Consider the following 21090-nt stretch of genomic DNA (forward strand, 5'->3'; position numbering starts at 1 on the left):
CAACGGGATAATCAGAGGACCGACATGAGCATCACCGACCGCGTCATCGCAATCATTGCTGAGCAGGCCGTGCTGGAGCCTTCGGACGTCACACCCGAAAGCACACTTGAGGATCTGGGAATCGACAGTCTGGGTCTGGTCGAAAGCATCTTCGCCATCGAGGAAGAGTTCGACATCTCGGTGCCTTTTAATGCCAACGAACCCGAGGCCAGCGATTTCGATATCTCGAACGTTGCCGCCATCATCGCCGGTATCGAAAAGCTTGTGTCGGAAAAGGTCTGACAAAACCTCATGAAACGCGTTGTTATTACCGGGGCCGGCACGATCAATTCGCTGGGCCATTCGGTCGCCGAAACGCTTGAAGCCATGCGCGAAGGGCGCTGTGGCATTTCAGAGCTCGAATTCCGCGACGTTGAGCGGCTTTCCATCAAGATTGGCGGTCAGGTCCGGGGGTTCGAGGCCGAAGGGCGGTTCAACCGCCAGCAAATGAGCCTCTATGACCGGTTCACTCAATTCACCCTGACCGCTGCGAAAGAGGCGATCGATCAATCCGGGATCGAGTTTCACGGTGATCTCGCCGCGCGGTCCGGCGTGGTATTGGGCACAGCCGGGGGCGGTGTTTCGACCTGGGATGACAATTACAGGTCAGTCTACGAAGACGGCAAAAACCGCGTTCATCCTTTCGTTGTGCCCAAGCTGATGAACAACGCCGCAGCCAGCCATGTGTCGATGGAGCACAACCTCAAAGGGCCGAGCTTTACCGTCTCGACCGCCTGCGCGTCGTCCAACCATGCGATGGCGCTGGCGTTCCAGATGGTGCGAAGCGGGGCGGCACCTGCGATGATCACCGGCGGTTCGGAATCGATGCTGTGTTTTGGTGGCGTTAAGGCCTGGGAAGGGCTGCGCGTCATGTCCCGGGACGCTTGCCGCCCGTTCAGCGCCAACCGCAATGGCATGGTTCAGGGCGAAGGTGCTGGTATCTACGTCTTTGAAGAATACGAACACGCGCGCGCCCGTGGCGCCGCTATCCTGTGCGAGGTTGTGGGATTTGCCATGTCCTCGGACGCGTCAGACATCGTGATGCCCAGCAAACAGGGCGCCGCCCGGGCCATGGCGGGTGCATTGGCGGATGCGCGACTGAATGCGGACCAGGTTTGCTATATCAACGCCCACGGAACCGGCACAGCCGCGAATGACAAAACCGAGTGTGCCGCCGTTGCCGATGTGTTCGGGCCGCACGCAGATGATCTGATGATTTCTTCCACGAAATCCATGCACGGTCACCTGATCGGCGGAACCGGCGCGGTGGAACTGCTGGCCTGTATCATGGCACTGCGCGATGGTGTGATCGCTCCGACCATCGGCTACGAAGAGCCCGACCCGGAATGCGCGCTGGACGTGGTGCCTAACGAGGCTCGCGAAGCAAGGGTCGAGGTTGCCTTGAGCAACGCGTTTGCCTTTGGCGGACTTAACGCGGTACTGGCGCTCAAGAAAGTTTGAACAAGCAACCAAGTTGAAAAAACGTCGCCGTTCGATCACGGCGACGTTTTTTTTTGTCTTAGTTCTGGTTAACGCTCAGCCCGTCAAAGCCTGCGGTAAAGCCCGACAGGGACATTTCCAGTTCTATCAGTTGATTGGGCGCAAGAACCGAAACCATCGACAGTTTTGCTTTGCTGCCTGCTTTCATTGCGTCTACGTCGCCTTGGGTGAAACCCAACTGGGCAATGCACCCGACTGGGGTGCATGTGTGATAGTTATAACGCTTGCCCGGCGCCCCATCAATCGAGAAAGCCAGCTGCGCTTGCAGAAGAATTTCCAGAGGGACGATGACGGTTGCGCCAGCAATGGCCGGTGCGCCCTCGCCAAGCTTTTCAATGGTGACTTCCGCGATGGGCTGACGTTGCGGGCCCAGCAGTATTTGCCGCAAGGCACAAGGGTCGTTATCCGTACCCGAGTTGATGCACGTAACGGACCAGTCACCGACCTTTTCTTTGACAAATTGTTCGCCAACGCGCGGGCCGCTTTCGCCCAAGTCGAGCTCGGTTCCTGCTTCTGTCTGCGGCGTTTCCGTCGGGGTCTGGCTTTCCTGAGCCGCTTCTTGCGCGTACGCGGCACCACACCAGAGCGCAGCGGCCACTACGTTGAAAGAGAAAAGTTTCTTGATCATGAATGCCTCGGCAGTGTGATTGAGATTTTTTGTGGGTCTTACCATCGTTCGATCACGGTGTCAGGCACTAAGCTGAACAAACGTCCGGATGTGATCGGATTTTTGCCATCCACCGGTATTTCCGGCCAATGAAAAAGGGAGCCGGTGGAGCGGCTCCCTTTCAGAATTGTTCTCCCCGTCGGACTGGCCGACTTAGTTATGGGCAGACGTTACGAAAGGCGGGCGCAGCGGTCAACTGCAAACCTTGAATTTTAACGGAAGATACAGGTTTCCGTTAAAAAAACCGCGCCCGAAGGCGCGGTCAGTCTGACAGGGAGGAAGTTTGCCACCTTGCAGCATTCGCGACGAAGGCGGCGATTTGACTATCGCAGTCAAAGGTTAACTTTGTATGCTGGGGGCAGATCGGTGGAAATTAAGGCCTTACATACATGGAAAATAACATTTTTCTGGGTGGCGCGGGTGACGACTATAGCCAGCCTCAATCCCTGACGTTGAAATATGCCAATCGGCACGGGTTGATTGCCGGTGCAACGGGCACAGGCAAGACGGTTACCCTGCAAATCCTCGCCGAAGGGTTTTCGCAGGCCGGGGTTCCTGTGTTCCTGTCCGATGTCAAAGGGGATTTGTCTGGACTGGCCAAGGCGGGCAGCGAAACCCACAAGCTGCATCAGGCGTTTCAGGATCGTGCAACACGCATCGGTTTTCAGGATTATGCCTATGCCGCGTGCCCGGTGACGTTCTGGGATCTGTTTGGTCAGCAAGGCCACCCGGTGCGCACAACGGTGACCGAAATGGGCCCGTTGCTGTTGTCGCGCCTCATGGACCTGAGCGAGGCACAGGAAGGCATTCTGAACATCGCTTTCCGGGTCGCGGATGAAGAGGGGATGCCGTTGCTGGACCTTAAAGACCTGCAAGCCCTGCTGGTCTGGATTGGTGAGAACCGGGCGCAATTGTCTCTTCGCTACGGCAATGTCTCAACCGCTTCGATTGGGGCGATCCAGCGGCGCTTGCTGGTGTTGGAAAATCAGGGTGGCACCAACCTGTTCGGCGAACCGGCGCTTGAGCTTGCCGATTTGATGCGGACGGATGAGAACGGGCAGGGGATGGTGAACATTCTGGCCTCGGACAAGCTGATGGGCTCTCCGCGCCTGTATGCGACCTTCCTGTTGTGGCTGCTGAGCGAGTTATTCGAGGAACTGCCCGAGGTCGGCGACCCGGACAAACCCAAGTTGGTCTTCTTTTTTGATGAGGCGCATCTGCTATTCGAAGACGCGCCCAAGGTTCTGGTCGATAAGGTCGAACAGGTCGCGCGGCTGATCCGGTCCAAGGGTGTTGGGGTGTACTTTATCTCACAAAACCCGGCAGACATCCCCGAGGACATTCTGGGGCAACTCGGTAACCGCGTGCAGCACGCCCTGCGCGCGTTCACCGCCCGGGACCGCAAGAACCTGCGTCTGGCCGCCGAAACCTATCGCGAGAACCCGGCCTTCGACACCGAAGCTGCAATTCGCGAGGTCGGCGTGGGCGAGGCGGTGACCTCGATGCTGCAGAAAAAGGGGGTGCCGGGTATTGTTGAACGCACCCTGATCCGTCCGCCCGGATCGCAGCTTGGGCCAATAACCGAGGCCGAGCGTCAGGCAGTTCTGGCGGCCTCTCACATGCAGTCGAAATACGGCACGCTGAAGGATCGCAGGTCGGCGTTCGAAATCCTTCAGGGCCGCGCGGATGAAGCTGCCAAAGCTGCTGCAAAAGCGGAAGAGAAGGAAGAGACCCAGACAATAGCAGAACGCGAATTCGCCACGGCCCGCCGATATTCCGGTGGCCGAGTGGGGCGGTCATCCTCCCGTGTCGTGCGGAAGAAGGATACTTTTGCCACCGCCATGAGCGAGGCGGTCATCAAAGAGCTCAAAGGGACAACCGGCCGCCGTATCGTCCGCGGTATTCTGGGCGGGCTGTTTAGGGGCCGATAAGCGCATGGCGCCGCGCGGTGTGTCTGCCGCCCGGCGCCGATCCGGTTACTTCAGGCGACGCTGGCCTTCCTGTTTGCAGTAGGCGTCCGCCTCGGGCACCGACATCTTGGTGGCCGGGAAATCGATGGCGCGGTCCCAGGATACCCGGTCATGTCGGTACAGTTGGCAAGTCACCACGCCCTTGGGGGTCTGGACCTTGACTGGTGTGGTCTCCAAATCTTCGGGGGACGGGATACATGCAGCCAGGCTGGCGACGACTGGCAGCATGAGGATCTTGGGGAAAATGGAAGTTTTCATACGTCGTCTTCTTACTCTCGAGAGGTGGCCTGTAGTTTCAGCCCCGATTGACTAATTAAACCTGAAGGCGATCTGGCGCAGGTCCGGAATGTGCCTAACGATGACCTCGTCTATTCACGTTAGGTTCATGAATCAAGAAACCGCGCCGATTATGTGGCGTGGTTCCAAAATTTTCTCGGAGCGTGATCTATTTTTCCGGGATCAGGCCCCTTGGACTGAATCTGAGAACAATCAGCAGGATCAGGCCCATGGTCAGCAGGCGCATATGCGCGGCGCTTTCGATCAGATGCGCCTTGAGCGCGCTGCCATCGGGCAAACCCGAAGTGATCAGGTTCATCAGCCACAGGCCGATGGGTTCGACCTGAACCCACAGGAACCAGATCACGAAAGCGCCCAGTACAGCGCCGAAATTGTTGCCCGAGCCACCAACAATCACCATCACCCAGACAAGGAAGGTAAACCGCAGCGGCTGATACGCACTGGGGGTCAACTGACCGTCCAGAGTGGTCATCATCGCGCCCGCAATACCGCAGATGGCCGAGCCCAGAACGAAGATCTGAAGATGGCGGCGGGTGACGTCCTTGCCCATCGCCTCGGCCGCGACTTCGTTATCGCGAATGGCGCGCATCATGCGGCCCCAGGGGCTGTGAAGGGCTTTTTGTGCCATCCACAGCAGCACCAGCAACACGATCAGGAACAGAAGCGAATAGCCCAGCTTGACCGAAAGAGTCGACGCTGTGACCGGATCCAGCCCCAGCCATTCGGCACGCGCCACAAAACCCGGGTCGTTCTGAAGATCGACTTCATAGCCTACCACAGGGGCAGGGCGCGGAATGCCGTAGACGTTCTTGACGCCTCGGGCCAGCCAGTCTTCGTTTTTCAGGATTGCAATGATGATTTCCGCGATACCCAGCGTTGCAATCGCCAGATAGTCCGAGCGCAGACCCAGTGCGGTTTTGCCAATCAGCCAAGCTGCACCCGCAGCCAGCAGGCCCCCGGCAGGCCAGGCCAGCAGTACGGGCAGGTTTAGCCCGCCAAGGTTGCCGGCGACCGCAGGTTCAATCGCCTCGACAGCTGCCGTGTTGGGATCGAGAACGGCACGGTAGATAAAGAACCCAACGATCAGAATGGCGATGATCGACAGGGTTCGCACCCGGCCTTTCGGCATCTTCTGTGCGACCAAAACGGTGGCCACGACGGTCGCGGCCCCCAGCAACATGGCCAGAACGATACCGTATCCACCCGCGGACCACGCTCCGGGCGTGGTCGGGGTCGAGACCAGCACGACCGCCAGCCCGCCCAGCGCGACAAAGCCCATGACGCCGACGTTGAACAGCCCGGCAAAGCCCCATTGCAGGTTCACCCCAAGCGCCATGATGGCCGAGATCAGCCCCATGTTCAGGATCAGGATCGCGGCGTTCCAGCTTTGCGTGAACCCGGTCAGCAGGATCAGGCCGCCGACCACGGCGAAAAGCAGCGTGTTTTTGACAGACTCGGTCATACCGCTTTCCCCTTAAACAGACCCGTAGGTTTGAACAGCAGCACGATCAGCAGGATCACGAAGCTAACCGCGAATTTGTAGTCGGTGGACAGGAACTGCACCAATCCCGACGGCTCCAGGCCTTCCGGCGCCAGATAGGTCAGCACCTTTTTCCAGGCATATGTGATCGTCACCTCGGAAAAGGCGATGATGAAGCCGCCCGCGATGGCACCCAGAGGACTACCGAGACCGCCCACGATGGCAGAGGCGAAAATAGGCAGCAGCAGTTGGAAATAGACGAAGGGCTTGAAGCTCTTGTCCAGACCGTAGAGCACCCCGGCGGTGGTCGCCAAAGCAGCAACTATGATCCAGGTGATCATCACCACGCGTTCGGGGTTGATACCGGACAAAAGCGCCAGATCCTCGTTATCCGAATAGGCGCGCATCGACTTGCCTGTGCGGGTCTTGTTGAGGAACCAGAACAGCAGCGCCACGGCGACAACGGCTACGATCACGGTGATGCCCTGAGAGGTCTTGATCGCCAGACCCTCGCGCAGGCCGGTCATCTCACGGAAATCCCGGGCGGACACGATAAAGCGCGCGCCGTCCGAGAATCTTTGGTCATCCGGCCCGATGATGAACCGCACCAGACCGTTCATGATGAACATCACGCCCATCGAAACGATCACCAGAATGACCGGTTTGGCCTTTTGCTCCCGGTAGAACCGATAAACCAAACGATCCGTGATCAGCACCAGAACGATACAGCCCAGAATGGCGAAGGGCAGGGCGAGCAGAGCAGTCGGAAGCGGTCCGAAACTGACCCCCGCGGCCTGTAAGCCCCAGGTGACCAGCACGGCGATCATCGCGCCAAAAGCCATCGTGTCGCCATGGGCAAAGTTCGAAAATCGAAGGATGCCATAGATCAGAGTGACGCCCAGCGCCCCCAATGCCAGTTGGCTGCCATAAGCAATTGCAGGCACCAGCACAAAATTCGCAAGCGCGACTAGCGCGTTTAGTATGTCCATCTCACCTTCTCATTCCGCCGGGTGCGGCCTTATGGCATAGCAGTGAGCAAGGACACAATATTTCCAGTCATCGAGGACAGCGAAAACCACAGAAAAACCGCAACAGAAAACCGTTTTATCCGAATGAGAGGCACGCGCCGGAACGGGTTCGTACTTGCCCGGCGCAGTGCTCGCCTAAATTCGCGTATTCGACGAATGTGAATGCAGCCTTAACCAGGAAGCTCGCAGGTGCCGCGCTCATTTCGTTGTTGGCCGCCGGTTGCGCGAATCTCAAGATGCCCAGTGTCGGACGTCACAGTGTATCCGACCGTTCCGGTGCCTTGAATATGTAGAAACTCCTGCGCGCCTAGGCTGGGGATCACCATAACATCGTGCTCCTGACCATCCAGCTGAACCAGTCCTTTGGATCCACCTGCAATCTGTTTCAGCGTGACCTGATGTGCTGGATCAATGGGTTTGCAACCGCCGGGGTTGCAGCTTTCGGTGATCTGGCACTCGTAAACAACGTCACCTTCCCCTGGGTTTTGCGATACGGCCTGCGCAGTTGCGGGCAGGGCAATTGCGGCAAGCGCTGCCAGATATTTCATGGTGTATCTCCTGAATGGGGCGTTTGCCCGAAATGGTTGAGAATCGCGTACCCGAATCTCGTTGTTCGCGCGCTGTGATTAGGTGTCGATCATGGCAAGAATTCAGCTTAGACCGGGCGGAAATCTGGATGGCGTGAGTTTTCTGCCAAGAGGCTCAGTCGGGTAAGCATCTGAGAACGCATAGTTTAAATCATCGACGTTTCGACACGGGTAGATGAGAAGGTGTCATCGCCTCATTTTGGCCATTTTTGCGTTCCGCACACGTCCATTCACCTGGCTTCAAGAACGAGTGAAACGAGGGCTGTAGCCTGTTGAATCTTTTGAGTTTCGCATTGTTTTGTATCGAAGCGTGGGGGCGCTGATACAAAATGAGGTTAGAAATGAAATTTTACGCAACTCTGATACTGGGTGCGGCTTTGCCTGTGGTGGCTCAATCTGCGACGAGCGATCCTCTGAACGGTGCTGATTTCGTCGTCAACTGCGTGTCGGAAGGCAATGGCGGCGCAGTGACGTTGGCGCGGTCCGGCGCGACCGACAAAGGGTTCATCGTTATTACGGACGACATTCGCGGAGAGGCGACGATTATCGCAGGGCTGAACTCACTGACCTTTCTGCACATCATGGACAAGGATGTCGTGACGTTTGTTGTGGATTTCGAAGATCGAAACTACGACATGTCGATCAAAGGGCCGCATGCAGGGCAGGATTTCGGGAAGTGTGGTGAGCCAGTCTTTTGAGTGAAATAGAGGGTTTATAAGCGCCGTCTAAAGTCAGTGCCTACTTATGTGCGACGTTCTAAAAAGGGTGAGTGGCACTGGCGATTGCGGGAACAAGGACAAAGTTGGAGAGCGCCACAAGGGCGTTGAGGAAGTCCATACTATTTACCATACTCCGGGCAGATCAATTTGATCGTTTCAAACTGCGATGCGGAGCTGTTACGTTTTTCGTACAGCTTGAACCAAAAATTCCGGTTCTCCCAGAGATCATCATAGTCGTCTTCACCGCTTAAATTCGCTTCGAAAACAAAAGCATAGGACTGTTCATCGTATGGCGAGACTTGCTTACCGGAAAGCCAATCGTTGAGGCGAAATTCCCACGGGTCATCCAGCTCAAAGTTGAAACGATACCAGATGGGAAGAGGGAACCGCTTGTTCGGATAGCGAGGCAAGTCTATCCAAACAATTCGTTCGACATCCCCGATCCGACCGTTGGGATCCGCGTAGTTTTCTGGCGATAGCGGAGCCATCTGCACGACTGTCGTGAATATCAGTTCGGTTTCTTCGTCCGCTTGGACGCACAAGTTTTGAACATCGCATCTTTCGACAACGACACAGTCATAAATCTCAAGATTACTAGCCGGGCCAGTAAACGCTGCTAGCGACATTGGGAACAAAGAAAAACCCAACGCCCAAAATACTTTATACATCCTCACCCCCCCAGGAAGCTCTTCCGAACTTCCGGATCGGCCAACAGTTCCTTACCCGTGCCGGTATAGGCATTCCGCCCCTGAACCAGAACATACCCCTTATCCGCGATCTCAAGCGCCTGGCGGGCGTTCTGTTCGACCATCAGGATCGGCAGGCCGGTGCGGGAAACCTCGATGATCCGGTCGAACAGCTCGTCCATTACGATGGGTGAGACGCCGGCGGTCGGTTCGTCCAGCATCAGCACCTTGGGCTGGGTCATCAGCGCGCGGCCCACGGCGACCTGTTGGCGCTGACCGCCTGACAGCTCTCCAGCCGGTTGGTTGCGCTTGTCGCGCAGGATGGGGAAGAGGTCATAGACCTGCTCCATCGTCTGGCTGATATCGTCGCGGCGGATGAAGGCCCCCATTTCAAGGTTTTCTTCCACCGTCATGGACGTAAAAATGTTCGAGGTTTGCGGCACGAAACCCATGCCTTTGATCACGCGGTCCTGAGGCGAGAGTTTGGTGATATCCTCCCCATCCAGCCGTACGGAACCGGCACGAACGTCCAGCATTCCGAACACGGCCTTCATCGCGGTGGACTTACCGGCACCGTTGGGGCCGACGATGACGGCGATTTCACCCTTGTCGACGGCGATGGTGCAGTCGTGCAGGATATCGGGGCCTTTGCCATAGCCGCCGGTCATGGTGTCACCGATCAGGAACGGACCGCCGCCGACATAATGCGTTTCACCGCTGGTCTGATGGGCGGGAGTCATGGTGCCCGCACCATGGGGATTGGTGATCGTCGCGTCCTTGTTGCCGTGATCGTCTTGGTAGGGGTTGTCGCTCACGCTCCGGCCTCCAGCTTGTCTTTGTTCTTCAGACCGGTGCCAAGATAGGCCTCGATCACGCGCTCGTTGGCCTTGATCTCGTCCAGAGTGCCCTCGGCCAGAACCTTGCCCTCGGCCATACAGATGACCGGGTCGCAGATCTTGCCGATGAAATCCATGTCGTGCTCGATGACCACGAAAGTATAGCCACGCTCTTTGTTCAGGCGCAGGATGGTGTCGGCGATCGTCATCAGCAGGGTGCGGTTCACGCCCGCGCCAACCTCGTCCAGAAACACGATCTTGGCATCGACCATCATGGTGCGGCCAAGCTCCAGCAGTTTCTTCTGCCCGCCTGAGACCTGGCCCGCCTTGTGATCGGCCAGATGTTCGATGGTCAGAAACTCAAGCACCTCGTCGGCCTTGGCTCGCAGGGCCCGTTCTTCGTCGGCGATGCGCTTGCGCCCGAACCACGTGTTCCACAGCGTCTCACCCGATTGCGCGCCGGGGACCATCATCAGATTCTCGCGGCAACTCATCGAGGAAAACTCATGCGCAATCTGGAAAGTGCGCAGCAGGCCCTTGTGAAACAGCTCATGCGGGGGCAGGCCAGTGATATCCTCGCCATCCATGACGACGCGCCCGGATGTCGGCGGCAGAACGCCTGCGATCACATTGAACAGGGTGGTCTTGCCGGCGCCGTTCGGTCCGATCAGGCCGGTGATCGAACCCTTTTCGATCTTTAACGAAGCGCCATCCACCGCGTGGAAGCCGCTAAAATGCTTGTGCACGTCTTCAACGACGATCATGGTTTTCCCTTGTCTTTTCCCCGAAAACAGAGGTGCAGCCTTTTGTCATTGAAACAGCCCGGGCACAAGGCCCGGGCTGCTCCGTTTGGTCTAATTTGACGCTGGATTAACGGTAATTAACCGTCTTCATCTCACCGTCGATAACTTCGATTTCCTTGTAGGCACCGGCGCTTTCACCCGGGCCGATCAACTCAACGCCCGAGGCACCGACATAGTCGATTTCCTGACCAGCAGCGAGCAGTTCCAGACCTTTGGCCAGTTCGCCCGGATAGATTTTCTCACCCGGTTCGTTGGCGACGTCCATGATCTTGCTGCCATAGTCTGCCGGGTTGCTGGAGCCTGCGGCCTGCATGGCCAACAGGAACAGGGCCGCCGCGTCATAGGATTCAGGAACAAAGATCGACGTGCCGTCAAAACCTTCGCTCTCAGCCATTGCACTGAACGAATCCGCGGCCTCGCTTTTCGAACCCGGCGCCTGACCATAGGAACCGTTCAGATCCGGGCCAACGTTTTCGGGCAGTGAGTCACCGATCATGCCGCCCGGCAGGCCGAACGTGTCGAATGCTCCGCTGTCCAACGAGGATTGGATGATGCCCAGACCACCCTGGTCCAGGTAACCGGCCACAACCAGAATATCGCCGCCAGCCGATGCCAGCGCGCCAACTTCGGCCGAGTAGTCGGCTTTGCCGTCTTCATGCGCGGCCACAATGGTGACTTCACCGCCCAACGCTTCGAACGAGGATTTGATCGCCTCGGACAGACCCTTGCCGTAGTCGTTGTTGGTATAGGTCAGAGCGATCGAGTTCACGCCGCGCTCTTTCAGGATGTCGGCCATGATCTCACCTTCGCGCGCATCCGACGGCGAGGTGCGGAAGAACAGGTCATTGTCTTCCATCACGGACAGGCCGGGCGAGGTGGCGGACGGCGAGATCATCACCATGCCGTTCGGCACGGCGACGTTTTGCAGGATCGCGCCGGTCACGCCCGAGCAGTCACCTCCAACAAGGCCATTGATGCCTTCGGCAACCAGACGTTCGGCGTTTGCAGTAGCCAGCGCGTTGTCGGCGCAGCCCGTGTCGGCGCGTACGGGGGTTACGGTCGATCCGTCCAGCAGCTTGCCGGACTCCGAGACTTCTTTCATCGCCAGTTCCGCACCGGCGGCCATGGCAGGCGACAGCGATTCAATCGGGCCGGTGAAACCGAACATAATGCCCAATTTGACGTCTTCGGCCATGGCGGTGCCGGCCAGCAGAGCGGTTGCTGCAGTTGCGGTAAGCAGCTTTTTCATGAGGTTACTCCCTGAAGTGGTCTTCATTCTGCGCACGACCCTAGGCAAGCTGTCCGGAAAAGAAAAGTCCAAACGGAAAAGTGTTATTTGCGGCCGGGAGCCCTATTTGTTCGGATGGATGCAAAGGCGCTGTTGCAGCGGGAAACGACGGAGGAACAGGATGATCCGGACGATTGCAATCGTAATGTTGGCTTGGGGCAGCGCCGCATGGGCCGAAAGGCTGCAAACCTTGCAAGGCCCTGTCGAAGTTACGGAAATGGCCGGTGGTCTAGACACGCCGTGGGCAGTTGGAGTGTTGCCGGATGGCGCGTTTCTGGTGACGGAACGCGACGGAGAGCTTTTGCATGTCAAGGGCGGCGGCATTCAGCGTGTTTCCGGTGTGCCCAATGTTCTGGCCGAGGGGCAGGGTGGTTTGCTGGACGTGACTGTGGCCCGCGATTTCCCTCAGACCAGAGATGTTTTCCTGACGTTTTCGAATCCCCAACAGAGTGGTGCCGGAACGGCCCTTGCAGTGGCTCAACTGTCAGAAACGGGTGACCGACTATCCAACCTGCGCGTGATCTTTGAAGCGGTCCCGGGCGGATCAACCGGGCGGCACTATGGCTCGCGCGTGGTAGAGGCCGAGGACGGCACCCTTTTTGTCACGATCGGAGACCGGGGCGAGCGCCCAAAGGCGCAGGACCGCTCCAATTACAATGGCACGGTCATTCGCGTAAATAGGGACGGATCGGTGCCTTCAGACAACCCCTTTGTTCGGGAGGATGGCGTGCGCCCCGAGATCTGGTCTTTCGGCCACCGCAACCCGCAGGGGGCCGGGCTAGACGCGCGCGCGCGGCTTTGGATTTCCGAACATGGCGCCAGAGGCGGGGATGAGGTCAATCTGGTCCGGCCCGGTCGGAACTATGGTTGGCCCGTGATCTCTTACGGCGTGCATTACTCCGGCAAGAAGATCGGAGAGGGTACTGCGAAACCGGGCATGGAGCAGCCAGAGTATTATTGGGACCCGTCAATGGCTCCATCCGGGCTGATGGTCTATTCCGGCAAGCTGTGGCCCGAGTGGAAAGGCAATATCTTTGTCGGCTCGCTGAAATACGACTATATCGCGCGGCTGGCGGGATCGCCGTTGCAAGAAGTCGAGCAGATCAAAGGCCCCGAGACCGAACGCGTGCGCGATATTGTCGAGGCTCCGGACGGATCGATCTGGTTCATTTCGGTCGGGCAGGGGGGAGTCTATCGCATGGCGCCGGGCACTTAGGGGCGGGTCATATCGACAGCCGGTCGCCCTGTGCACCGCGTTCCCGATAGGGCGTGGTGTTGTAATGCGCCCGGTAGCATTTCGAGAAATGCGACGGGCTGGCGAATCCACAGGCGAGCGCCACGTTGATCACGCTCATATCCGTCTGCATCAGCAGGTTGCGTGCCTTGTGCAGGCGCAGCTCCATGTAATAGCGCTTGGGCGAGCGGCTGAGGTAGCGGCGGAACAGACGTTCCAGCTGCCGGGTGGACATGCCGACATCCTTGGCCAGAATCGAAGGCGAGATCGGTTCTTCGATGTTCTTTTCCATCATCAGGATGACCTGGCTCAGCTTGGGGTGACGTACACCGATGCGGGTCGGGGTCGACAAGCGCTGGGTGTCCTGATCGGTGCGGATCGAGGAATAGATCATCTGATCCGCCACCGCATTGGCAAGGTCCTCGCCGTAGTCGTCGGCGATGAGCTTCAGCATCAGGTCGATGGACGATGTGCCCCCTGCCGTGGTCATCCGGTTCCCGTCGACGATAAAGACCGATTTGGTCAGTTCGACCTCATCGAATTCCTCAACAAAGCTGTCGGCGTTTTCCCAGTGGATCGTGGCGCGCTTGCCGTCCAAAAGCCCGGCCTTGGCAAGCGTATATGCCGCAGTGCACAGACCACCGATGCGCAGGCCTCGGCGTGCCTCCCGGCGCACCCAGTTCAGCACTTTCTTGGTGGTTGCGGCCTGCACGTCCACGCCGCCGCAGATCAGAACAACATCGTCTCGCTGAAGTTCGATCAGGTCCTCGTCCAGTGAAAAGTTGGTACCAGCCGAACAATTGACCGTTTCGCCGCCTTCGCCCATCAGGGTCCAAGTATACAGCGTTCTATCCGCCATACGGTTGGCAATTCGCAGGCTGTCCAACGCGGAAGCGAACGACAGCAGCGAGAATTTGTCCAACAGGACAAATACGAAGTTGCGCGGGTTGGCCGCAGTGTCTTCCACCGTGACAACTTGGCGTTGCTCTTGCATGGCGAGGTGTCCTTGATTCGGCGCTCGGTCGTTTTTACCCAGCGGCAGATTTGGCAGCCACCATGATCAAAGCTTGTTTACGACGTCAAGGGGCGCAAAAGGGATATGGTCACTCTTGAACGCATTTTGTATAGAGACCACCTGAACACTTCAGCGGAGATCAAAGCTATGACCGAATGGCAAAAATCGAACTGGCGCAACAAGCCCCGGGTTCAGATGCCAGACTATACCGACGAGGCCGCTTTGGCCAAGGTCGAGGCTCAGCTTTCCCAGTATCCCCCGCTGGTCTTTGCCGGTGAGGCGCGGCGCCTCAAGCAACATCTGGGTGCCGCCGGTCGCGGCGAGGCCTTCCTGCTGCAGGGTGGGGATTGCGCCGAAAGCTTCGAACAATTCAGCGCGGATGCGATCCGTGACACTTTCAAGGTGATGCTGCAAATGGCAATGGTGCTGACCTATGGCGCCAAAGTGCCGGTGGTGAAAGTTGGCCGCATGGCTGGTCAGTTCGCCAAACCGCGCAGCGCGCCGACCGAGGTTGTGGATGGCGTAGAACTGCCCAGCTACCGCGGTGACATCATCAACGAGCTGGCCTTCACGCCCGAGGCACGTATCCCGAATCCCGGCAAGATGCTGCAGGCCTATACCCAGGCCGCCGCAACGCTGAACCTGCTGCGCGCGTTCTCGACCGGTGGTTTCGCGGACATGAGCATGGTGCACTCCTGGACTTTGGGCTTCACTGACGAGCAAGATGTCAGCAAGTACTCGGAAATCGCCGACCGTATTCAGGACACCATCGACTTCATGCACGCGGCCGGGATCACGGCTGATACTACGCATGAATTCTCGACCGTCGAGTTCTACACCAGCCACGAAAGCCTGCTGCTGGAATACGAAGAGGCGCTGACCCGTCTTGATTCGACCTCGGGTAACTGGCTGGCCGGTTCCGGCCATATGATCTGGATTGGTGACCGCACGCGTCAGCCGGACGGCGCGCATGTGGAGTTCTGCCGCGGCGTGCTGAACCCGATTGGTCTGAAGTGCGGTCCAACGACCACTGCTGAAGACCTCAAGGTTCTGATGTCCAAGCTGAACCCCGAGAACGAAGAAGGCCGTCTGACCCTGATCGCGCGTTTCGGCGCGGGCAAAGCGGGTGAGCACCTGCCGCGTCTGATTCAGGCCGTCAAGGAAGAAGGCGCCAAGGTGACCTGGGTCTGCGACCCGATGCATGGCAACACGATCAAATCGGCGACTGGTTATAAAACCCGTCCGTTCGACTCCGTGCTGCGCGAGGTGCGCGACTTCTTTGGTGTGCACCAGGCCGAGGGCACCATCCCCGGCGGCGTGCATTTCGAGATGACCGGTTTGGATGTCACCGAATGCACCGGCGGTGTGCGGGCTGTGACCGAAGAGGACCTCTCGGATCGTTACCACACAGCTTGCGATCCGCGTCTGAACGCGTCGCAATCGTTGGAACTGGCCTTCCTTGTTGCGGAGGAGCTAACCAATCTGCGTCGCAATGGCAGCAAACGCGCAGCCAGCTGAGTTCTGGGCAAATTGCAAAAGAAAGGCGGGCCATTCGGTCCGCCTTTTTTGTTGGGATCAGTCGTCGCGGGACGAAACCAGTCGCAGATGTGATCCGGGGCGTTTGAACGCCTCCTGATCCTCGGCAAAACCGGCAAGTTCGCGTTCCACCTGTTGCTGCGGCGCCTGCACGTCGGAAACCGCCCGAATGCGTGTGTCCGGTATGGTGAACCAGCGGGGCGTTGCGCCGATTGCTCCGTCACAGACCATCACACCCAGCACACGGCTGACGTCGCCAAGATCGCTTTTCAGCGGCAACAGGATCATGCGGGCCTGCAATTGGATGCGGCCCAGTCTGCCAGCGGACACCAGGCCAAGCTCGGCAATCGCAGGCCCGGCAAAGACCTGCTCCAATGCGTCCGAGATCTGGCCGCGGGCACTGGGTTCGAAAAACGCGGTCAGGGGCATTCCTCGCACTTCCATGCCCGCCAGTTTGTTCAGATGACTGCCGGCCAAACGGAACCGGGCCAGCCCCGGCGCAATGCGCTCCAGAATGAATGTGTATTCCAGAATATTCTCAAGACCACGCGGATCGACTTGCGATCGTTTGGGCACGCTGTCACCAGTCAGAAGCGCAGTCCAGTACGCTTCGACCTGTCGGATGGGCGAGAGGCTGCGCCCGCTGGCAAAACGATCCATAGCGACGATCTTTCCAAAACTTGACCCGGAACCGTTTCCGAAAAAGGTTTTCATTTCATCACCCTAGCGTCGATTGACCGTCATTTTTCTAAAATGCCAGATACCGGGACCATTTGCGTCCGATCGGCCTTTGGCCTTGGTCAGGTTGACACGGGTTAAATCAATTTTGGAGTAATTCTTTAATGAATGGTTAACTTCTGGCGTTCGGTTCAAAGTGAGCAAACTCTTGCCCTGCGCCTGCCGATGGCATTAGGTGCAGCAAGCGAGCAGACAGGGGCAGCTAAAATGATCAGATCCATGACCGGTTTCGCCTCGGGCAAAGGGGCTTTCGGCCCCCATAGCTGGACGTGGGAGTTGCGCAGTGTGAACGGCAAGGGGCTGGACATGCGCCTGCGCGTGCCCGACTGGCTGACCGGACTTGAAGCAGCATTGCGTTCGCAAATCTCAAAAGCATTGAGCCGGGGCAATGTCACGCTGTCGTTAAAGCTAAGCCGCGATGAAACTGCGCCCGATCTTGCCCTGAACGAAACCGCCATGACCGCCGCGCTGACCGCGTTAGCCCGCACGCAGGAAATGGCAGCCGCAAGCGGTGTCACACTGGCACCGTCAACGGCGGCTGACCTAATCGCTATCAAGGGCATGTTGGACGCTGGTAGCGAAGTCGATAACCCCGCGCCGCTGGTCGAGCAGCTGACCAAGGAGTTCGCTCCGCTTTTGGTGGCCTTTGTCGATATGCGCCAGACTGAAGGCAAGGCGCTGGCCGACATACTGGACGGGCAACTGACGCAGGTGTCTAAACTCACCGAACAGGCGGCTGACCTTGCCGAGCAGCGCAAGGACAAAACCGCCGAGGCGTTGCGGGAAAATCTGGCGCGGGTTCTGGACAACGCGCAGGGCGCTGACCCGGACCGGGTGGCGCAGGAACTGGCGCTACTTGCCGTCAAATCGGATATCACCGAGGAAATCGACCGTCTTAAAGCCCATGTTGTCGCCGCGCGGGACTTGCTGTCTCAGGACGCGGCCGTCGGACGCAAACTGGACTTTCTGATGCAGGAGTTTAACCGCGAGGCCAACACGCTGTGTTCGAAAGCGCAAAGCGCCGATCTGACCTCGGTGGGGCTTGAGTTGAAGGCGGTAATAGACCAGATGCGCGAGCAAGTGCAAAATGTTGAATGACTATGGGAACGACTGACATGGCAGATCGCCGCGGCCTACTTATTATCCTGTCTTCGCCTTCGGGCGCTGGGAAATCCACTCTGGCCCGTCGGCTGATGGCGTGGGACGAGGGGCTTGAGTTTTCGATCTCGGCCACAACCCGCGCACCCCGTCCGGGTGAAGAACACGGGCGCGAATATTACTTTCTGTCGGAAGATGAGTTCAAACAACAGGTCGCGGATGGGCAGATGCTGGAACACGCCCACGTGTTCGGGAACTTCTATGGCTCGCCCGCTGGTCCGGTGCGGGATTCCATTAATTCAGGGCGGGATGTGCTGTTTGACGTCGATTGGCAAGGTGAAGTTCAGATCCGCAATTCGGATTTGGGCAAGCACGCGCTGTCGATCTTCATCCTGCCGCCCTCGATTCCCGAACTGCGCCGCCGTCTGGAGACCCGCGGGCAGGACAGCGAAGATGTGATCGCCAAACGGATGCTGAAAAGCTGGGATGAGATCAGCCACTGGGGCTATTACGACTATGTTCTGGTGAATGACGATCTGGATGCGACCGAGGAAAAGCTGAAAACCATCGTCAGTGCCGAGCGGATGCGCCGTATTCAGCAGCCAAACCTGCAAAACCACGTGCGCACCCTGCAAAACGAATTCGAGGGGCTGTCATGACCATCTACGCTTTGGGGGAACACACTCCGCAAATCCACGAGAACACTTGGGTCGCACCCGATGCCAACCTGATCGGCAAAGTGGTAATGGAGCAGGGCGCATCGGTCTGGTTCGGTTGCACCATCCGCGCCGACCATGAAGAGATTCGCGTGGGCGAAGGCAGCAACGTGCAGGAAGACTGCATCATGCATATCGACGCGGGTTATCCTCTGACCATCGGCAAGAACTGCACGATCGGGCACAAGGTTATGCTGCATGGCTGCACAATCGGGGAAAACACGCTTATCGGGATGGGAGCCATTGTTCTGAACGGGGCGAAGATCGGCAAGAACTGCCTGATCGGGGCAGGGGCCTTGATCACCGAGGGAAGGGAAATTCCCGACAATTCGCTTGTCATGGGCGCGCCCGGCAAGGTCGTGCGGCAACTGGATGAGGTGGCGGCGCAAAAAATCACCCTCAGCGCGTTGCACTACCAGCAGAACATGCGCCGGTTCCGCGATGAGATGAAGCCCGTGGTCTAGTCTGGAAAGATTGAGACAATGTCAGACGACCTGCTCGCCGAATTCGTTTCGGCCATTCCAATGCCAGCCCTGATGGTCGATCAGACAGAGCGAATCATCGCAGCCAATACCGACGCGAAGACCCTGCTGGCGCAGAAAATCGTCGGGCGGCATTTCGCGACGATCCTGCGGCAGCCACAGGTCATTGACGCGATTGAACAGGCCCTGCTCACCAAAGGCCCGACCAAAACGCGCCACCTGTCCAATGATGGCGCGCAGGACACCACGTTCGAGGTTGAATGCCGGTATCTGAACGGTGTCGGTGCGGTGTCCGGTGGGGCGCTGCTGGCGATCTTTCAGGACGTCACGCATGTCGAACAGGCCAGCCAGATGCGCCGCGATTTCGTCGCCAATGTCAGCCACGAACTGCGCACACCACTGACCGCCTTGATGGGTTTCATCGAAACGTTGCGCGGACCGGCCCGCGATGATGCGGTCGCCCGCGAACGCTTTCTTCAGATAATGAACGACGAGGCCAATCGGATGAACCGGTTGGTTGGTGATCTGCTATCCCTGAACCGCGTCGAAAGCGAAGAGCGTGTGCGGCCGAAAGAGCAGATTGAACTGACAGGCCTGTTGCAATCGACGTTGAACTCGCTGCGCCCTCTGGCTGAGGATGCCGAGGTGCAACTGACCCTGACAGTGCCGGAAGAACCGGTTTCGCTGACCGGGGACAACGACCAATTGCGCCAAGTCTTCACAAATCTGATCGAGAACGGAATCAAATACGGCGGCAGTGGCGGCAGCGTCGAAATTCAGGTGCTTGCGTCTGAACGTGATTCAGCAATGCGGGGCCCGGCAGTTCGGGTTCAGGTGATCGACAAGGGTCCAGGCATCGACGCGGTGCATTTGCCACGCCTGACCGAACGATTCTATCGCGCCGACAGTCACAGGTCCCGGCAATTGGGCGGGACAGGGCTGGGCCTTGCCATCGTGAAGCACATCATCAACCGCCATCGCGGGCGACTTCGGGTCGAAAGCGACTTGGGCAAAGGCACGACGTTCACCGTTATTCTGCCGCGGTGACCCGTTAATTTCTCAGCGATCAGAGCAGTTTCGTTTACCTATGTGACTGCTGCATGTCTGCAATGCGTCATGACGGTAAGAAATTCTGCCGACTGTCATAAAGCTGTTACAAACCTGTCACAAAAGGCTTACGCGCGGACCGTAGAGGTGCCAGCAAGATCATCATGGGGGTGATCACCAACTACATTCTCAAGGAGACTGAGATGTCCTTTGTAAAACTGTCGGCTTCGGCTCTTGCTATCGCTGCTGTCTCGGCCACTGCGGCCGCCGCTCGTGATCAGGTTCAGGTTGCCGGTTCCTCGACCGTCCTGCCTTACGCTTCGATCGTTGCAGAAGCCTTCGGTGAAAACTTTGACTTCCCGACACCGGTTGTTGAATCGGGTGGTTCCTCGGCAGGCCTGAAGCGTTTCTGTGAAGGTGTTGGCGAAAACACCATCGACGTTGCAAACGCATCGCGCCAGATCCGCGAAAAAGAAATCAAAGCCTGTGCCGACAACGGCGTGACCGACATCATCGAAGTTCAGATCGGTTATGACGGCATCGTTTTCGCATCCGACATCAACGGCAACTCGTTCGAGTTCACACCGGAAGATTGGTACAAAGCCCTGTCCGCTCAGATCGTCGTTGACGGCCAGCTGGTCGCAAACCCGAACAAAACTTGGGCCGACGTGAACCCCGAGTTCCCGGCGCAGCCGATCGCGGCCTTCATCCCCGGCACCAAGCACGGCACCCGTGAAGTGTTCGAAGACAAAGTGATCCTGTCTGGCTGTGAGCACCTGGGCGACTTTGATGTCTATCTGGCCGCCGCAGAAGGCGACAGCGACAAAGCCAAGAAGAAAGCGGCTGAGAAAGCCTGTATCGCTCTGCGCACCGACGGCGTTTCGGTCGACATCGACGGCGACTACACCGAGACCCTGGCTCGCATCGACAGCAACAAGGACGGCATCGGCGTCTTTGGTCTGGCGTTCTACGAGAACAACACCGACAAGCTGCAGGTTGCGACCATGTCCGGCATCGTGCCTTCGACCGAGTCGATCGCATCCGGCGAATACCCGGTTTCGCGCCCGCTGTTCTTCTACGTGAAGAAAGCCCACATCGGCGTGATCCCCGGCCTGAAAGAATATGCCGAGTTCTTCGTTGCTGACGAGATCGCAGGCCCCGACGGCCCGCTGGCCGAGTATGGTCTGGTTTCAGATCCGGAACTGGCAAATGTTCAGGAAGCCGTTGCCAACGAAACCGTTCTGGGCGGCGGTTCCTAATCACCCTTGTGAATGGAACCGGGGCGTTTTATGCGCGCCCCGGTTCTTTTTGACTCCATCTCTGC

The 21090-nt window shown here is 58.1% G+C and carries 22 protein-coding genes; 11 read left to right on the forward strand and 11 right to left on the reverse strand.

All coding sequences use genetic code 11. From position 1 onward, the window contains the following. The first annotated feature begins 24 nt into the window (after positions 1-24). Positions 25-282 carry an acyl carrier protein gene (locus ACR0KW_RS00740; protein WP_170324939.1) on the forward strand — a complete coding sequence of 86 codons (258 nt, stop codon included), beginning with the start codon at positions 25-27 and terminating at the stop codon, positions 280-282. A 9-nt stretch (positions 283-291) separates the two neighbouring features. Then, positions 292-1500 (forward strand): beta-ketoacyl-[acyl-carrier-protein] synthase family protein, encoded by a 1209-nt coding sequence (locus ACR0KW_RS00745; protein ID WP_480803303.1) that lies wholly within the window; start codon positions 292-294, stop codon positions 1498-1500. A 58-nt stretch (positions 1501-1558) separates the two neighbouring features. Here the strand turns inward: ACR0KW_RS00745 and ACR0KW_RS00750 are convergent, their stop codons facing one another. Beyond that, positions 1559-2167, reverse strand: coding sequence for an invasion associated locus B family protein (locus ACR0KW_RS00750; protein ID WP_480803304.1), 609 nt, complete (start codon positions 2165-2167; stop codon positions 1559-1561). Positions 2168-2595: 428 nt separating this feature from the next. On the opposite strand from ACR0KW_RS00750, the gene ACR0KW_RS00755 reads away from it, so the two are divergent. Continuing rightward, positions 2596-4137, forward strand: a complete 1542-nt coding sequence (locus ACR0KW_RS00755) for a helicase HerA-like domain-containing protein (protein ID WP_480803305.1) — start codon at positions 2596-2598, stop codon at positions 4135-4137. A gap of 45 nt (positions 4138-4182) precedes the next feature. Here the strand turns inward: ACR0KW_RS00755 and ACR0KW_RS00760 are convergent, their stop codons facing one another. The 4 genes from ACR0KW_RS00760 to ACR0KW_RS00775 form a co-directional block, all read right to left on the reverse strand. Continuing rightward, positions 4183-4434, reverse strand: a complete 252-nt coding sequence (locus ACR0KW_RS00760) for a hypothetical protein (protein WP_170324935.1) — start codon at positions 4432-4434, stop codon at positions 4183-4185. A 187-nt stretch (positions 4435-4621) separates the two neighbouring features. Then, on the reverse strand, positions 4622-5935 hold the full coding sequence (locus ACR0KW_RS00765; protein ID WP_480803306.1) for a branched-chain amino acid ABC transporter permease: 1314 nt from the start codon (positions 5933-5935) through the stop codon (positions 4622-4624). Continuing rightward, positions 5932-6942 (reverse strand): branched-chain amino acid ABC transporter permease, encoded by a 1011-nt coding sequence (locus ACR0KW_RS00770; protein WP_170324933.1) that lies wholly within the window; start codon positions 6940-6942, stop codon positions 5932-5934. The genes ACR0KW_RS00765 and ACR0KW_RS00770 overlap by 4 nt, the downstream gene beginning before the upstream one ends. A gap of 209 nt (positions 6943-7151) precedes the next feature. Then, entirely contained in the window at positions 7152-7529 is a 378-nt protein-coding gene (locus ACR0KW_RS00775; RefSeq protein ID WP_480803307.1) for a hypothetical protein, read from the reverse strand. A 380-nt stretch (positions 7530-7909) separates the two neighbouring features. Between ACR0KW_RS00775 and ACR0KW_RS00780 the strand changes: the two genes are divergently transcribed. Then, a complete protein-coding gene (locus tag ACR0KW_RS00780; protein ID WP_480803308.1) occupies positions 7910-8266 on the forward strand; it encodes a hypothetical protein in 357 nt (118 codons plus the stop codon). 140 nt (positions 8267-8406) lie between these two features. On the opposite strand, the gene ACR0KW_RS00785 is transcribed toward ACR0KW_RS00780, so the two are convergent. The 4 genes from ACR0KW_RS00785 to ACR0KW_RS00800 all read right to left on the reverse strand — a co-directional run bounded on the left by ACR0KW_RS00785 (position 8407) and on the right by ACR0KW_RS00800 (position 11861). Beyond that, entirely contained in the window at positions 8407-8955 is a 549-nt protein-coding gene (locus ACR0KW_RS00785; protein ID WP_480803309.1) for a hypothetical protein, read from the reverse strand. Between the two features lie 2 nt (positions 8956-8957). Next, positions 8958-9788, reverse strand: a complete 831-nt coding sequence (locus tag ACR0KW_RS00790) for an ABC transporter ATP-binding protein (protein WP_480803310.1) — start codon at positions 9786-9788, stop codon at positions 8958-8960. Then, complete coding sequence (locus tag ACR0KW_RS00795; RefSeq protein WP_480803311.1) at positions 9785-10573, reverse strand: ABC transporter ATP-binding protein; 789 nt, start codon at positions 10571-10573, stop codon at positions 9785-9787. The genes ACR0KW_RS00790 and ACR0KW_RS00795 overlap by 4 nt, the downstream gene beginning before the upstream one ends. Positions 10574-10679: 106 nt before the next feature. Then, positions 10680-11861 (reverse strand): ABC transporter substrate-binding protein, encoded by a 1182-nt coding sequence (locus tag ACR0KW_RS00800; protein ID WP_480803312.1) that lies wholly within the window; start codon positions 11859-11861, stop codon positions 10680-10682. A gap of 160 nt (positions 11862-12021) precedes the next feature. On the opposite strand from ACR0KW_RS00800, the gene ACR0KW_RS00805 reads away from it, so the two are divergent. Continuing rightward, positions 12022-13116: a PQQ-dependent sugar dehydrogenase gene (locus tag ACR0KW_RS00805; RefSeq protein WP_480803313.1), complete on the forward strand. Its 1095-nt coding sequence runs from the start codon at positions 12022-12024 to the stop codon at positions 13114-13116. Positions 13117-13123: 7 nt separating this feature from the next. Here the strand turns inward: ACR0KW_RS00805 and ACR0KW_RS00810 are convergent, their stop codons facing one another. Continuing rightward, positions 13124-14128, reverse strand: coding sequence for a GlxA family transcriptional regulator (locus tag ACR0KW_RS00810; protein WP_170324926.1), 1005 nt, complete (start codon positions 14126-14128; stop codon positions 13124-13126). A 168-nt stretch (positions 14129-14296) separates the two neighbouring features. Here ACR0KW_RS00810 and ACR0KW_RS00815 point away from each other — a divergent pair, with 168 nt between their 5' ends. Continuing rightward, entirely contained in the window at positions 14297-15667 is a 1371-nt protein-coding gene (locus tag ACR0KW_RS00815) for a class II 3-deoxy-7-phosphoheptulonate synthase (protein WP_480803314.1), read from the forward strand. A gap of 57 nt (positions 15668-15724) precedes the next feature. Here the strand turns inward: ACR0KW_RS00815 and ACR0KW_RS00820 are convergent, their stop codons facing one another. Then, complete coding sequence (locus ACR0KW_RS00820; RefSeq protein WP_480803315.1) at positions 15725-16399, reverse strand: PAS domain-containing protein; 675 nt, start codon at positions 16397-16399, stop codon at positions 15725-15727. A gap of 231 nt (positions 16400-16630) precedes the next feature. On the opposite strand from ACR0KW_RS00820, the gene ACR0KW_RS00825 reads away from it, so the two are divergent. From ACR0KW_RS00825 to ACR0KW_RS00845, 5 genes are all read left to right on the forward strand, one after another. Further along, entirely contained in the window at positions 16631-17521 is an 891-nt protein-coding gene (locus ACR0KW_RS00825; protein ID WP_480803316.1) for a YicC/YloC family endoribonuclease, read from the forward strand. Between the two features lie 17 nt (positions 17522-17538). Beyond that, entirely contained in the window at positions 17539-18180 is a 642-nt protein-coding gene (gene gmk / locus ACR0KW_RS00830) for a guanylate kinase (RefSeq protein WP_480803317.1), read from the forward strand. Beyond that, entirely contained in the window at positions 18177-18701 is a 525-nt protein-coding gene (locus ACR0KW_RS00835; RefSeq protein WP_480803318.1) for a gamma carbonic anhydrase family protein, read from the forward strand. The genes gmk and ACR0KW_RS00835 overlap by 4 nt, the downstream gene beginning before the upstream one ends. A gap of 18 nt (positions 18702-18719) precedes the next feature. Next, positions 18720-19766 carry a sensor histidine kinase gene (locus tag ACR0KW_RS00840; protein WP_480803319.1) on the forward strand — a complete coding sequence of 349 codons (1047 nt, stop codon included), beginning with the start codon at positions 18720-18722 and terminating at the stop codon, positions 19764-19766. Positions 19767-19969: 203 nt separating this feature from the next. Then, complete coding sequence (locus ACR0KW_RS00845) at positions 19970-21025, forward strand: substrate-binding domain-containing protein (RefSeq protein ID WP_480803320.1); 1056 nt, start codon at positions 19970-19972, stop codon at positions 21023-21025. The last annotated feature ends 65 nt before the right edge of the window (positions 21026-21090 follow it).

It is taken from the genome of Ruegeria sp. CG11 (assembly GCF_056537245.1).